The sequence below is a fragment of the Vibrio cholerae ATCC 14035 genome (assembly GCF_000621645.1).
Taxonomy (GTDB): Bacteria; Pseudomonadota; Gammaproteobacteria; order Enterobacterales; family Vibrionaceae; genus Vibrio; species Vibrio cholerae.
On the sequence record NZ_JHXR01000002.1, the window covers coordinates 163,404 to 177,819 of the forward strand.

13 protein-coding genes and 1 pseudogene are annotated in these 14,416 nt (G+C 44.6%); 7 read left to right on the forward strand and 7 right to left on the reverse strand.

Annotated features, from left to right (window positions below; all coding sequences use genetic code 11):
- Positions 1-114: 114 nt before the first annotated feature.
- Positions 115-723 (reverse strand): 2OG-Fe(II) oxygenase, encoded by a 609-nt coding sequence (locus T411_RS0102675; protein WP_001162317.1) that lies wholly within the window; start codon positions 721-723, stop codon positions 115-117.
- A gap of 215 nt (positions 724-938) precedes the next feature.
- Between T411_RS0102675 and T411_RS0102680 the strand changes: the two genes are divergently transcribed.
- Entirely contained in the window at positions 939-1,259 is a 321-nt protein-coding gene (locus T411_RS0102680; RefSeq protein WP_000637493.1) for a heavy metal-binding domain-containing protein, read from the forward strand.
- A gap of 166 nt (positions 1,260-1,425) precedes the next feature.
- On the opposite strand, the gene vpsT is transcribed toward T411_RS0102680, so the two are convergent.
- Both vpsT and ppiC read right to left on the reverse strand, forming a co-directional pair.
- A complete protein-coding gene (gene vpsT, locus T411_RS0102685) occupies positions 1,426-2,100 on the reverse strand; it encodes a LuxR family transcriptional regulator VpsT (RefSeq protein WP_000651013.1) in 675 nt (224 codons plus the stop codon).
- Between the two features lie 577 nt (positions 2,101-2,677).
- Positions 2,678-2,956, reverse strand: coding sequence for a peptidylprolyl isomerase PpiC (gene ppiC / locus T411_RS0102690; RefSeq protein ID WP_000124506.1), 279 nt, complete (start codon positions 2,954-2,956; stop codon positions 2,678-2,680).
- A gap of 174 nt (positions 2,957-3,130) precedes the next feature.
- Between ppiC and T411_RS0102695 the strand changes: the two genes are divergently transcribed.
- Positions 3,131-4,051 carry a chemotaxis protein gene (locus T411_RS0102695; protein WP_001151687.1) on the forward strand — a complete coding sequence of 307 codons (921 nt, stop codon included), beginning with the start codon at positions 3,131-3,133 and terminating at the stop codon, positions 4,049-4,051.
- 75 nt (positions 4,052-4,126) lie between these two features.
- Here T411_RS0102695 and T411_RS0102700 read toward each other — a convergent pair whose 3' ends face one another.
- On the reverse strand, positions 4,127-4,651 hold the full coding sequence (locus tag T411_RS0102700) for a MarR family winged helix-turn-helix transcriptional regulator (protein ID WP_000378740.1): 525 nt from the start codon (positions 4,649-4,651) through the stop codon (positions 4,127-4,129).
- A 171-nt stretch (positions 4,652-4,822) separates the two neighbouring features.
- Here T411_RS0102700 and vdcA point away from each other — a divergent pair, with 171 nt between their 5' ends.
- Positions 4,823-5,839, forward strand: coding sequence for a diguanylate cyclase VdcA (vdcA, locus tag T411_RS0102705; RefSeq protein ID WP_000206009.1), 1,017 nt, complete (start codon positions 4,823-4,825; stop codon positions 5,837-5,839).
- A 118-nt stretch (positions 5,840-5,957) separates the two neighbouring features.
- On the opposite strand, the gene T411_RS0102710 is transcribed toward vdcA, so the two are convergent.
- Complete coding sequence (locus T411_RS0102710) at positions 5,958-6,536, reverse strand: aldolase/citrate lyase/malate synthase family protein (protein ID WP_001056770.1); 579 nt, start codon at positions 6,534-6,536, stop codon at positions 5,958-5,960.
- A 232-nt stretch (positions 6,537-6,768) separates the two neighbouring features.
- Here T411_RS0102710 and T411_RS0102715 point away from each other — a divergent pair, with 232 nt between their 5' ends.
- The gene (locus tag T411_RS0102715) at positions 6,769-8,202 is read left to right on the forward strand and encodes a DUF3612 domain-containing protein (protein WP_000389855.1); all 1,434 of its coding nucleotides are present in this window, start codon (positions 6,769-6,771) and stop codon (positions 8,200-8,202) included.
- 279 nt (positions 8,203-8,481) lie between these two features.
- Here the strand turns inward: T411_RS0102715 and T411_RS0102720 are convergent, their stop codons facing one another.
- On the reverse strand, positions 8,482-9,855 hold the full coding sequence (locus tag T411_RS0102720) for a diguanylate cyclase (protein ID WP_000524735.1): 1,374 nt from the start codon (positions 9,853-9,855) through the stop codon (positions 8,482-8,484).
- 341 nt (positions 9,856-10,196) lie between these two features.
- Here T411_RS0102720 and T411_RS0102725 point away from each other — a divergent pair, with 341 nt between their 5' ends.
- Positions 10,197-10,805 (forward strand): alpha-ketoglutarate-dependent dioxygenase AlkB family protein, encoded by a 609-nt coding sequence (locus tag T411_RS0102725; RefSeq protein ID WP_000976220.1) that lies wholly within the window; start codon positions 10,197-10,199, stop codon positions 10,803-10,805.
- Positions 10,806-11,091: 286 nt separating this feature from the next.
- Positions 11,092-12,296: pseudogene (locus T411_RS01000000118970) on the forward strand (DUF3541 domain-containing protein).
- Positions 12,297-12,320: 24 nt separating this feature from the next.
- Here the strand turns inward: T411_RS01000000118970 and T411_RS0102735 are convergent.
- A complete protein-coding gene (locus T411_RS0102735) occupies positions 12,321-13,244 on the reverse strand; it encodes a DMT family transporter (RefSeq protein WP_001132828.1) in 924 nt (307 codons plus the stop codon).
- Positions 13,245-13,344: 100 nt separating this feature from the next.
- On the opposite strand from T411_RS0102735, the gene T411_RS0102740 reads away from it, so the two are divergent.
- Entirely contained in the window at positions 13,345-14,250 is a 906-nt protein-coding gene (locus T411_RS0102740; protein WP_001228191.1) for a LysR substrate-binding domain-containing protein, read from the forward strand.
- Positions 14,251-14,416 lie beyond the last annotated feature (166 nt).

A 14,416-nucleotide genomic window follows, 5' to 3' on the forward strand; every position in this document is an offset into this window, starting at 1 on the left:
GCTCTAGAATGACGAGCGGCCTTGCGTTTTACATTTCAGCCAACTGACGCGCCACTTGATGCTATACACAAACTACTTGGAGTTGTAGGTGGGAAGGCGCTCTTTGAGAATGCGTTAGTTTGCAATATCCAGCTTATTACCGCTCACACCATTGGTTCGAAACCAGCCCGCGATACTGACGCGGTCCGCATGCGCTTCGAGCACTTCATGAGGGAATCGTTCCGAAAGAAATACCACCAGACGTCCCGCAACGGGCGCTAACGTTTCAATCCAGTTATCCTGCAAATCGTAGATTTTTAATTCGCCGCCATCGGCAGGAGTCCAATTTTCATTGAGATAAAACACCGTGGTTAATTTGCGGTTTTCATTACCGCGAAACGAGTCGAGATGTTTAAGGTAGAAATCACCGGCCTCGTATTTTGCAAAGTGCGCTTCATATTCAAACAGCCCAAGAAAAAAGTGGCGGTTCACTTCACACCGGATCTGCTCCATCCGCTCCAAATAGTCTTGAACAGGTTGCCCCATTGATAGATCAAGCCATTGGATTTTATCGCTCCGGATATCCGCAGCACGCTGAATCTCTTCGTTTCTACCAATTTTTGCTCGTTTCCAACGTTCAGGAATGCACTCTCGTAGAGCTTGCACTTCTTGTGGGTTCAAAAAATCATCCCACACATACCAACCTCGGTCTGCAATTGCATCCATTAATCCATCTAACGCCATGATTCTCACTACACGAACAATAAGAAGCGCGTTATATCTGGCCTACCACCAGTCAGCAATTCGAGTTATTAATCTCCAAGATCAATAATTCTGATGGAGGGATTGTGACTCAAATGATTCAAGCCTATCACGCAAAGAGATTGAGACAATAAGGGAACTTCGCCGCCATTGTGTAATCCAATCTGAACATCAAAAACATCCCTTGAGGAAATCCCATGATTGTGACAACGACACCCAATATCGAAGGTAAACGCATCGTCCGTTACTGCGGAGTGATTGCAGGCGAAGCCATTCTTGGTGCTAACATTTTTAAAGATCTGTTTGCTGGGATCCGCGATATTGTGGGTGGACGCTCTGGCACTTATGAACGAGAGCTAGAAAAAGCGCGCGCCATCGCATTGGAAGAACTACAACAACACGCTGTGGCACTGGGTGCCAATGCCGTAGTCGGTATCGATTTAGATTATGAAACGTTTGGAAAAGCCAATGGCATGCTCATGGTGTCGGTCAGCGGTACTGCGGTTGTCGTCGAATAGTTAACCCGTATGCCTAACCGACTGATGTTTCAGGTACTCAGAAGGTAATTTCATCTTAATAAATCTAGAGAGATTTGAAAGGTTAAAATAAGGCAGTGTGGAACTGCCTTATTGGGGCGAATTTTAGCCTATTGAACTAAAACTCGAAGAGACATTACACAACGAATTAAGAATTGACTTCCTCAATTCCAATATTATTTTTCGCCCAAATCAGTGCCTGCAAGCGATTTTTGGCATTAATTTTCTTAAAGACATTATGCAGATGTGTTTTTACTGTATTTTCACTCACAAAGAGTTTATCTGCAATTTCAATATTAGAAGCACCACTACCAAGTAACTTGATAATCTGTTGTTCTCTTTTGGTTAATTTTGCGTACATTTGTGAGGTCACGACTGAGTTACCGGCACGATAATGGAGAATGTATTCTTGGGCCAGTTTACGCGTTAACCACATTTCATCTTGCAAAATTTTACTCATGCCTTTGATCAGGGTATCCATATCATCATCAATATAAAATACTCCAGCCAAATTATTCCACTTAAAGAGCAGCTTATGCTCAATATCCTGCGGACAGTTTATGATGACCTCTTTCGCATCAGGACAACTGATGTGCTTAAACGAGCTGTAATCGGTCAAAACATCATCAGAAATTCTAGAATAATCAATCACCAGCATCTGAATACTGCGACTTTCTGGTTTATTCTCTTCAAGCCAGAGCTCAGAAAATGGTGTAATTTCCAGCGCCAAAGGAAGTTTTGATTCTAACGCCTCTTTCAACAATCTGGATTGCATGCAAACATCAGAAAGCATTCTAACGTTTAGTTTGTTTTCATCTTTCATTTCACCCCTCCTAACACATCAAGGCTAACATGGTTAAAACTAACGTTAAGAAGAGGGAAGTCAATGTTCAGAAAATAAGACAAACGTTTAATCAAGCGGAATCTGAAATTTAATCTGTACAATTCATAAGGTTAAGAAACCTTCTCAATATTAAGAATATCAATAGCTGTAAAATTATTTTTTAACACATATAAGCCAAGTTGCTTAATAAAAAGCCAATTTATACGCAAAAAGACTCTTATACATTTAATATTCGCCATAAAATAAGTTGAAACACTTACCACTCAATTTATTCATAGCGTATCAAACTTAAAACAATAACTCATGAAAATAACCAATGAGTTAACAAAAAGCATTCATATTTTAGATGTTTTCTATGCGGGATATTGAGAAATTTCAATGAAAAAAATCAGCATCGTCATACAACCTATAACTCAAACGGTTTGACTTTGCTGGTAAACGGAAATAAGTGAATCACCAACGCATAGAAGAGCTCGATATGTGTTTGCACACATTTGCGGTCAACACCACTACAGCGTCAAGTAAACAAAAGATAGCGCAATGAATCAGAAAAAGGCTAAGTGCGATAAAGCACTTTAACCACATGCCAACCAAATTTGGTTTTGACCAATTGTGGGGTTAGCACTTCACCTTGAAAGCAGGCTTTGTCGAAAGCAGGAACCATTTGGCCTTGACGAAATTCACCCAAGTCGCCGCCTTTTTTGCCTGATGGGCAAGTCGAATACTTCTTGGCGAGTACGTGAAACTTCGCCCCTTTCTTGAGTTGAGCCAAGATATCATCGGCTTGCTCTTTGTGTTTCACCAAAATATGCAAAGCTGCTGCAGTGCGAGCCATAATGTTTCCCCTATTTTGTCGAGCCGCGTAGTGTACTCGATCAACAATAAATGTAAACGCATGGCTGAGATCAATACAAAACGGTCGAATATCGACTAAATTCAAGCCATTCCGTTGCCGATACGGTAATTTCGTTTAGTATAAGTAAGAGTCCGAACTGTTAAAGAAAATATTATGGCTAAAGTCGTCAGTAAAGCGAACCAATCACAAGGAATGTTGATGTTCACGCTCAGTGCCCAGCAGCAACTTTTCGCTATCGGGACACTGAAAGTCCGGGAAATTGTGACTTATCAACCAATGACTCAGATCCCCTATTCACATCATCATGTGATAGGAACGGTTACTATTCGTAATCTTACAGTGCCAGTGATTGATATGGCCGCAGCGATTGGCTTTCGTCCAATCCAACCGAGCGAGTATCAGAAGTGCTATTTGATCGTCACAGACTGCTTACGCACGGTTGTGGCTTTCATGGTTCGCACTATAGAGAAAATCATCGAGTGTGATTGGCGACAAATCGAATCGTCCCCCGAGACGGCAGGACATGATGTTTTCGTCACCGGGATCACCCGATTCCAGAACAAAATTGTGCAGTTGCTAGACGTGGAGTTACTGCTCTCTAAAATCTACCCACAATATGAATCGACCAAAGTCCCTATGTTGACGGATATCGAGCGTGAGCGCTTAAAACCCCTCAATATTTTGTTGGTCGATGACTCTTCGATTGCGCGTAAACAGCTCTCTGATGCGCTGGATAGCATCAACATTCCGTATCATATCTGTAAAAATGGCAGTGAGGCGTTGGATTTGATGCGTGATATGGCACGCGATCACCGCGCCATCGACATTTTAGTGAGTGATATTGAAATGCCGGGATTAGATGGTTATGAGCTGGCATTTGAAATGCAAAACGATCCGCAGTTAAACCATGCTTATTGTATTTTGCACACTTCGCTCTCCAGTGAAATCTGTGTCGATCGTGCCCATCAAGTGGGCGCTCACGAAGCGTTGGAGAAATTTAACGCCACCGAGTTAGTCGAAGCCATGTTGCGTGGAGCCAAAAAGCTTCAGACGCAGCGTTTGCAAAAATCGTGATCGGTTAAGTATTTAACTCAAAGCCAATCGCAAGACTATTTGCTGTAACAAACAAAACATGAATTCTCGGCAGCCCTAGCGCTGCCGAGAATTCAGCAAATCAGGTATACACCATAGTTGCTCATGATGACTCAGCCACTCTTGTAATTGTGTCGATAACGTCTCTTGCTCCACCTCGGAAAACTTGGCGAGCAAACTCGACTGTAAATCACAATACTCTGGTAACCAGAGTTCGATGCGTTGTCGCCCTGATTCTGTCAGTGTCACCTCAACGTTACGCCTGTCATACCTACTGAGGTTTCTCTCTACAAGTCCTTTGCGTTCAAGCCGCGTTAAACGGTTAGTCATAGCCCCTGAGCTGAGCAATAACCGCACTTGCAAGTCCGAAGGGTTTAGGCAATAAGGATGACCGACACCACGCAAGGTCATTAACACTTCAAACTCTCCAGCGGTCAGTCCCGCTTGTTGATAGAAGGCCTCCATTTTTAACTCAATACGTCTCGCCAACCGTTGTAGCCGATGAAGTACCGACATGGGCAGAGTATTTAGCTCAGGCAGCTCATTTGCCCATTCCATGACGGATTTTTGCACTGAATCCATGCGTTTTATCCTGTGTTGTTCCCTTTATTCCTTGACGTTAGCACTTCAACGAGGATGAGGAAAATGGCTCGCATTGAGTAGCCTCTCTAGCAAGAACAAATTTGCAGCGTTTCTACAGTAAATCCGCTAATCTTAAGGTTATGAAAATGTCTTGCGTATCCGAAACAAGTGATGACAACTGAAGATTTCAAAAAATCCACGGCTAACTTAAAAAAAGTCGTACCTTTAATGATGAAACATCATGTCGCGGCCACCCCCGTGAACTATGCCTTGTGGTATACCTACGTCGACCAAGCCATTCCGCAACTGAATGCGGAAATGGACTCTGTATTGAAAAATTTTGGGCTTTGCCCACCCGCTTCTGGTGAACATCTTTACCAACAATACATTGCGACCAAAGCAGAAACCAATATTAATCAGTTACGTGCGAATGTTGAGGTACTTCTTGGTGAAATTAGCAGTTCAATGAGTGATACGCTCAGTGACACCAGTTCCTTTGCTAATGTGATTGATAAAAGCTTTAAGGATTTAGAGCGCGTCGAGCAAGACAATCTCTCGATTGAAGAAGTAATGACGGTGATCCGCCGCTTGGTGAGTGACTCTAAAGATATTCGACACTCAACCAATTTCCTAAATAATCAACTGAACGCGGCAACACTAGAAATCTCTCGTCTTAAAGAGCAGCTGGCGAAAGTTCAGAAAGATGCTCTGTTTGACAGTTTATCTGGACTCTATAACCGCCGAGCTTTTGATGGCGATATGTTCACGCTGATCCATGCAGGTCAACAAGTCAGCCTGATCATGCTCGACATCGACCACTTCAAAGCCCTTAATGATAACTATGGCCACCTGTTTGGTGACCAAATTATCCGTGCGATCGCCAAACGTCTTCAAAGCCTATGCCGTGACGGCGTGACAGCTTATCGTTATGGCGGTGAAGAGTTTGCACTGATTGCTCCGCACAAATCGCTGCGTATTGCACGCCAGTTTGCTGAATCGGTGCGACGTTCAATAGAAAAGCTCACCGTAAAAGATCGGCGTAGCGGTCAATCGGTCGGTAGCATTACCGCTTCGTTTGGTGTAGTAGAAAAGATTGAAGGTGACTCTTTGGAGTCTCTTATCGGTCGAGCGGATGGATTGCTGTATGAAGCGAAAAATCTGGGCCGCAATCGAGTCATGCCGCTCTAAACTCTGCTATACGTACCCACACGTTGTAAATCGACGGCACGGGAAAAGTTACACAGCTCCAAATTGCCACAAAAAAGCCAAGAATTACTGACTCTTGGCTTTTTCATACGATGGCGGATTAATGTGAAAAACAGTCTCCGAGGAAATATTCGTCACCATTTCGAGCTGTATACTCTTTCTCTTCAATACGAGCTTGTGGTCGACCTTGTTCATCGCCTTTGATCAAACTTACCCAGTGGCGAATAGTGGTGCTTGGCTGTGCGTGGTCATTAGAATGATTGAGTACTGTGCACGTTTCTAATTGAATGTCTGCGATTTCTCGTAACTCAATGCAACCCGTGCCGCGCTGGCAACCTAATGTCATTTCAACATGACTACCTTGCCCATCACGAAACAGAAGATGGCTTGGATTTTCTTTACTGCCATTAAACGCCACAAACTGTTTTGGGTATTTCAAGCCACTATGACGTCCATCTTGAAAGTAAGCGAGCAGATGGTTGTAATCTATCACGTATGCGGTCACATCTTGGTGAGTACCATTTTCAAGCGGAAACAGACGATCCAATAACTGTTTGGCTTTGGTTTGTTTTTCACGCTGTTGATTGGCGGCGACCGTTTCTACGGCGAACACAGCTTCAGCGATAAAGGGTTTGTTTTGGTGTTGGATTTCTGTTTTATCAAACGTCAGCATGTTCATCGTCGTTCCCTCGTCCAGATTCAATGTCATTTTGCTGCAAAGACACTGGCGATATTTTCGCCGGATTTGTGACTTCGCTTACTTGGAAGACTAGCGGATTTTTGACTACAATTTCACAACAAAAATTTTACAATGTGAATTTTACAAAATGAGTGTGTCTAAAAGTCTTGTTCGACAGTCCCATTTTCTGGGCACTAAAGTCAGAAACCTTCGGAAAAGGAACCACTTAACCATGGAGGATCTTTCTGCGCGCTGCATTCGTGTTAGCCCTGAATACGCACCATCGGTTTCTTATCTCTCTATGATTGAGCGCGGAAAACGAGTACCGAGCGTTGAGATGCTGGAAGTGATCGCGGAAGTGTTTCAAAAAGATCCCATCTGGTTTTTAGATGATGAGCCAGAGCAAATTGATATCACTCCCGAAAAAGGCAATCGTGGTGGCATTAGTGGAATGGCTCTTGAGCCCAGTTTTTTGTTTTCCAATGATATTTTACAAATCGCTATTCCCGAGATGCTCTCGCAAACTGGGATCACTGGCCGCCAATTTGCTCATCTCTTGATCCGAGCCCATCAAGAAAGTCTGCAAAATCATTTCCCAGATCTTGAACGCGCTGCAGAAGAGGTGGGGCTAAAACGCCTTAATTTATCTGTCACCGATTTGCTGGACATTGCCAAAGGGCTTGGATTGGACGTGCGTTGGGTAAAGCGTACGCCGCATGATGTAACAGACGAACTTGGGGTGAGTGCCAAACAGCTCGTTACCTCTTTTTTTGAGCCGCCAGGCCGCATTTACCTAAATGAGATCCTGCGTGAATACCCAACGCGATTGAAATATGACCTTGCGGTTTATATCGGACATAATGTGCTGCACAACAAAGATGGCCTAAAAAGTGTCCTCTCCGTCGGCCACACTCAAGGGTGGGATGAGATGGTGGAAACCTCCCCCTCTTCAGAGCTGAATTCACAAGATATCTTGCAAGCTTGGCGAGATTTTGAATCCAGCTTTTTTGCTGGGGCACTGCTGTGCCCTAAGGTGCCCTTCCGGCAACTGCTCGATCGTAACGGATATGAAATCAGCGTTCATCAGAAAGCGGGAGTCTCACCTTCTGTCGCCATGCGGCGGATGACCGTCGTTTCGCCCTATCCCCACTGGCACTATTTTGATGCCTATGGTGAAGGGAAACTCAAGGCCGTATACCGTGGAAATGGTATCCCACTTCCTTGGGGAAATATGCGTAAAGTGAATGATCCTTGTCAGCATTGGGCCGTTTTTCGTCGTCTTTCACAACCACAGCAAGGCAGTTCAGCCCAAATTTCGATTTTAACTGTGGGCGACGAGCCTCGAATTTACTGTTGTGAATCACTCAATGTTGTGGATCCTGCCGGCAACAACCGTGTCTTGTGTGCGGGCATCGACCTCAATCCTGCGATTAATGCACAAGGTGGGGACGCTCTCGCCATTGCTCAAGAGCTCAAAATGAGTTGTGTGCAGAAAGGAGGAACTACCGCGATTCCAGCGCCGATTAAACGTGATTTGCGCACTATCGCCAAAATTCTCAACATCAACTGGGTTGAACGAGGTATCGAGAATGAAGCGAGATTAATTTGCTCACGCGGTGCGGTTTGTCCACGAAAGCCAAGATGCTATGGCGAATGTGGTGAATAAAAAAAAGGCCAACCACAAGAAGTGTGATTGGCCGTCTATAAGTGTGAACAATGGTGTTCACTAACAACGTCAGTTGGCTAGGTGACCCTCGGCTTAGAAGGGTCAATCTAATAAATGCAGATTACGTGCCAACTTTTCATTAGCGACTTTTGCATGAAAATCGGGCAAAAAACGAACAGTTTCATTACAACCACACTCATAAACGAATGACGAAATGCGATTTCTATTGCAAATTGCAAAATCAAAATTTGCAAAATGCAAAGGCGAGCGTGGTAAAGATCAAAAGCGATAGAGTGGGTTTTGCCTACGCTTAGCGGTATACATACGTTCATCGGCCAGTTTGAACATTTCATCAGGTGTGGCAAACGACTGGTCATACAAAGCATATCCGATACTTACACGAACATGGATAAGCTTGTCGTCATAAACGATGGGCGTTTCAGAAATCCTTTTTAAAATATTGTCACTGACTTTAAGCACGTCTTGTTCACGATGAATTCGTGGAATTAACACGAGAAACTCATCCCCCCCAATCCGCGCCACCAGATCGGAAACCCGCAGGCTCGATTTAATTCTTTCCGCACAAGCCACCAGCACTTTATCGCCTGCGCTATGTCCATGGGAATCGTTGATAGATTTAAAACGGCCAATATCAATGTTCAACAAAGCAAAGTTACCTTCGCTATGAGAGCGCTTAGCATTTTCAAAGTAGTGTTCAATGGTATAGATAAAATAGCGCCGATTCGGCAAGTGGGTTAAAGGGTCATGTAGCGCACGCTCCTCCGCGACTTGATAAAGGCGCATGATAACGCCAAAGCCTGCCATCAATACCAATAACACCGAGTATCCCAACAAGCGCACTGCATTTCGGGTATACCAAGATAACTGCTGTAGTAAATCTTGCTTTTCAGCGACCGCAATTCGCCAACTTCCGTAAGGGAAATAGACATTCTCTTGTGCAAAAGCGTGCTCAAATACTCGAGGCTCTCCAAAAAACACGTCCCCCTCACTGCCACGGCTGTCTAAACCACGAATCGCAACCTGAAAATGCTCCCCAAAGCTGTAAATACTGGTTGCTGAAAGCAATGAATCCCAATCCATCACCACACTCAGTACCCCCCAATAACGCGTATCCTTCGGTGGGTCGTAGAATATCGGTTCTCGAATCACCAGCGCGCGCCCACCTTGAACGAGATCGACAGGTCCAGAGACGAACGTCTGTTTGATTTCACGTGCTTTTTTTATTGACTGCCACTGCTGAGGAACGGTGCGGTAATCCAAACCGAGTAGTGCATTGGTTTGAGGAAGCGGATAGCTGAAAGCGACCACATCATTAGGGGCGATACCTAATGAGCGTAAGTGATCGCTATTCCTGATCACCGCCGCTGAAAGCGGCTCCCATTGATAGATATTGAGGTCGGGATCTAGGGTTAACAGGGTTGTTAAACCTTTTACGGTATAGATATCACCCAAAATCTCAGCTTCTAATTGAAAACGTACGATGGAAAGATCTTCTTTAGCTTGTTGACGTAAACCCTCTTGTAGATCACGTGTATGGCTAATATGAAGGGATTCAATAACCGCAATGCCCAAAAAGAGTAAGGCGAGAAAATAAATTGAGACATACTTATATTTGTGCGAGGTTAACCCCATCCCTCAATCCTCAGTTTTATTATTGTTTGTTGATTACTGAGTGAACCACACAGATCCATTCGCAAGCGTACTATACCCAAACAACTTGGCGTTGCAGGTAGGCGGAAAGTCAGTTCATCTCCCTGAGCATAGATAAACTATGTGATTGAGGTCAACGAACGTAGTCAACACCGCTGCAGCTTCAAGTAGGAAGGGCATACAACTTATCGCTACTCAAACACGGCCTGCTTTACAGTAGCGAAGAAGATAAGCCATCCAAATATCACGACGAGCTTATTTAATAGATTAACGCAAATGTACAATAAAGAAACTAACTGATTATAAATTTGTAAATATAACTCATGATGAAAAAACTGTTTTTGGATACTCATTCCGCTTCTGGCGAGATAAAGTTAACTGATGGTTTACTCTACTGGTTTCCGCAATTTCTCACCCCGATTCAAGCCGACCAAGCTTTTCAGCAAATGCTCACACACTTGGATTGGCAGCAGAAAAGTATTCGTCTATTTGGTAAAAGCGTGCTTCAACCGCGACTTATCGCTTGGTATGGAGAAAAAGGCTACCGTTATTCAGGTCTCTCTTTATCTGCTCAACCCTTCCCGCCACCGTTGCTTACTTTAAAGACGCAGTGCGAACAGGCCGCACAAGCCCCCTTTAATTCTGTACTCGCGAATCTTTATCGCGATGGGCAAGACTCGATGGGCTGGCATCAAGACAATGAGCCAGAATTAGGCTCTAATCCGGTAATTGCCTCCCTCTCTTTAGGAGAGAGTCGCCGATTTCTGTTGCGCCATCACAAGGATCATGCGTTGCAAGTCGAATGCGAATTGAATCATGGGGATTTGCTGATTATGGCAGGGAACACTCAGCACTTCTGGCAACACGCTATCCCTAAAACTCGTCAAACCAAGCAAACACGGATTAATCTTACTTTCCGTAATATTCTTTAATACCCAAACTACTTGGCGTTGCAGATAGGCTGAGTTTATTCTCATGAGCATAGGTAAACTAGGTGATTGGGATGAACGAACCTAGCCAACACCGCGGCAGCTTCAAGTAGGAAGGGGATAGTAATTCAAAGTGTTGATGCCGTATCGCTTACGTTGTCGATAAATGAGACGTGTTGACACAAACTCGGATTATTGACATACCACTAACCAGAGCCTCACATCGACCCAGCTCCGCTGCGCTAGAGTTTTTTGGTCTAAAAATGCGCAAATTTGATCGGATACTGTCATGATGAACAAAACTCAAATAGCGGTTGTCTCTAGCCTTATCACGGCACTGATTCTTCCCACTTTTACGAGCTACGCACAAACTCATCCTTTGGAGGTACCGCCCAAAGCCCAAAATCGCGCACAGAATTCTCTCGAACACTTAGGCCACGACATAGCGCCATCACCAAGCGTAGTCGCCCCCGTTTCGTTTCAAGCAACCGCTAACCTCATTAAACAAACTTATGAAAGCCAACTGTTTACACTGCCCGGCTTTAAAGAAGGTCACTATGCACTGCGTATGTATCGCCAAACCTTAGATGATAAATACGCGGCGGCGATTGGTAGTGATTTATCACGAGTCGCCAGCGGTTTGAACTACTTTGCCGCTGAAGTGAACACGCCTGAGCAAATTCAACGTTACGCTCAGAAGCGTCTAAAACGCTATCAACACAGTGATGACGAGCGCACTCAACGCCGTTTCGCCGCGACGCAAACGATGCCGGAGTATCTCTATCTCGGGATCGATTTGCTCGGCCCAATGGCTCGCGCCAACGAATATGGGCTGCAACATAAGGAAGACGCCAAGCTGCGCCAAGTTTTACGTCGGTATGACTTCACACCCTACGCCACAGACAGAGCGATGATTGAAGCTTGGGCAGCACAATTAGCCAATCAGGTGTATTGGTTACGTCAACTCGGTGAACAAGACGTGGTTGAGCCTTTTATCCAAGCCTTTCGTGATACCTATCCAGATCAGCGTGATTGTGAGCTGAATGACCAACAATACGGCAATAAACTGGTATGACGCATATTATCTTTGCGGACTCAGAATACTACCAACATCCGGTGAGTCAGCAGCAACATCAGTGGATTTACGACTATTTCCGCGCCAACATAGACACTATTTTGCTGCGCGCTAAGCCAGACATTGTGGCCGAAGTCGGCATTGCCTTCCTACTCGCAGGGCTAGAAGATGATCCTGTGGTACTCAAAACCCGCCAGTTTATTCAAGCGGCCGTCGATAAAGAGCAAGGAATGATCCCTTCCACTTCTGGTGATTTCAATTTATCCCTCGGTGAGCACCGTAATGTGTTGGCCATTATGCTGCTTGATTGGCGTTCGGTAAACCCAGCCCCGCTGGCAGGTAAGCACTCCAAAGTCTTTGCTGATCTGCCTTATGGCTTAATCAAAAAAGCACCCAATCCATTAAAAGGCCAAGGATGAAATAAGCCTCGACCAGTCATATTACTAAGCGGATTTTAATCTGGTTTTTCGCTCAGTTAAGCGAGGTAGAATCCCATTAATCACAGTGGTGACTATGATCACTGCCAGCCCGACTTGCTGGGCGAGCGTGTAGTCGACATCAAAAAACAGCACTTGCCATAGGGCGCTGAACAGCAGATTCGTAAAGATAAGTGGAGCCAGTTGCGAGCCCGATTTCGCTAAGCGATAAGCTTTTGCGCGAAATACTTGCGTATTGACGACGAGGATGGCGCTGAGCAATAAAGCCGCGAATGTCACAGCTCCTGAGATATCCCAACTCATCCCTAAACTTGCCCCAACATCGCTACTCCAAGGCACCAACAATAACAATGGGCTGAGTAATAACGCTGCGACCAAAAATGTCCAGCCATGAATTTCTATCGAGCGCATGTCACTTTGCGCTGCACGATACAAACTTAACTGCGAACCCGCATTAAATAAACCTGCGCTCAGACCTGCAAGCAATTCTGGTCGCCACTCAATTGAGCCCGTATTACCTGCCAGCATAACCACTCCAACGAAGATAATGCACACACTCAGCACCGTGCGCCAAGCCAATTGACCACCCCATAACCACTTTTCCAATAAAGGAATGAAGAGTGGACCAGTACTGAATAGCACGACGCTTTCCACCAGCGAAAGGGATTGCAATGCATAGATAAAACAGAGCTGACTGCCCGCAATACAAACGGCACGGATCAACAAAGAAAACCACATGTTTCTCTGCGGCCAACGAAAGTGGGTCAACTTCATTGCAACCAGTAAAAATAGCGCCGGAATAATAAAACGTAAAAATCCCAATAGGGTGATGGGGATAATGTGCGACAAATATTGAGTCAGTAAACCGGTTAACGACAAACTAAAGGTAGATAACAACATAAATAACACTGGTAAAACATGGTTTGGCATACAACTCTCCTTACATTGCCGCCAATTGTAAGCAGATGACCGGATAAAAAATAACGAGTAATATTGACCAAACCTGTTAGAGATACTTACAGATCACTTTATGCGTAAATTGGCCCCCTTAAAATCTCTCTACTCTTTTGTCGCTGTGGCAGAAACAGGCAGCATGACACTTGCAGCAGATGCACTCAACGTCAGTCACTCGGCCATCAGCCAAGCGATAAAGTCATTGGAATTACAACTCGGTCAGCCCCTTTTTCATCGAGTAGGTCGTCAAGTTGTCCTTAATAGTGCAGGCAAACGCTATTACCAAAAAGTAGCGCCCGCTCTGGAGCAAATTGTCGAAGCGACGGAATCTTTACTCAAACCCATGCACTCCAATCGTATCACCTTGAATATGATCAACTCGTTGGCTCTTCACTGGTGGATTCCACGCTTCAGCAGTTTTCAAGCCTTTGCGCCAGATGTTGATGTACGCATTTCAACCTTAACCGGTGCTTTTTCTTTGGAGGAGCAAGGCGTCGATGTTGCTTTAATCCACGGTCAATGGCGCGAATGGCAAGACTACTATTGTGAGCAATTAGCCGATGATGAGCTGGTAATGGTCATCAGCCAAAACATGATTTCGGCGAACATGCCTCTCAAGCAAGCATTAGCTCAATTTCCAGCGATTTTTGTCAATAATCCAAGGCGGCAAACCGATTGGGATATTTGGTGTCAAGCCAATCAAGTCACGCCACCGCCACAACAGCGCAATCTTTCTTTTTCGGCATCAGCGCAAGCGCTGCAAGCCACATTGAGTGGTTTAGGCGTCTTTGTCACCCACAAACTGTTTATTAAACAAGAATTGGAGAGTGGGATTTTAAAAGAAATTGGTCAGCCCGTGACTCATCCCGATCAGGGATACTATTTCGCTTGCCGACCTGAAGCATTGCGTTCTGAAGCGGTATTGACACTAAGAAGTTGGTTACGTAATGAATTCCAAAAAAATCAAAACAGACAAAAGTAGTAGATTATTTTTATGTAATTTGGACAAGCATCATTATATTAAATGAAGAATGTAGAGTTGCATATCAAAAAGATGAATAAAATCACACTATTTCGTTATTTTTCGCCTTCAAACAAGCCAATATCATCTAAACTTTAGCTAACTTTACCGAATGGATCGAATTTGG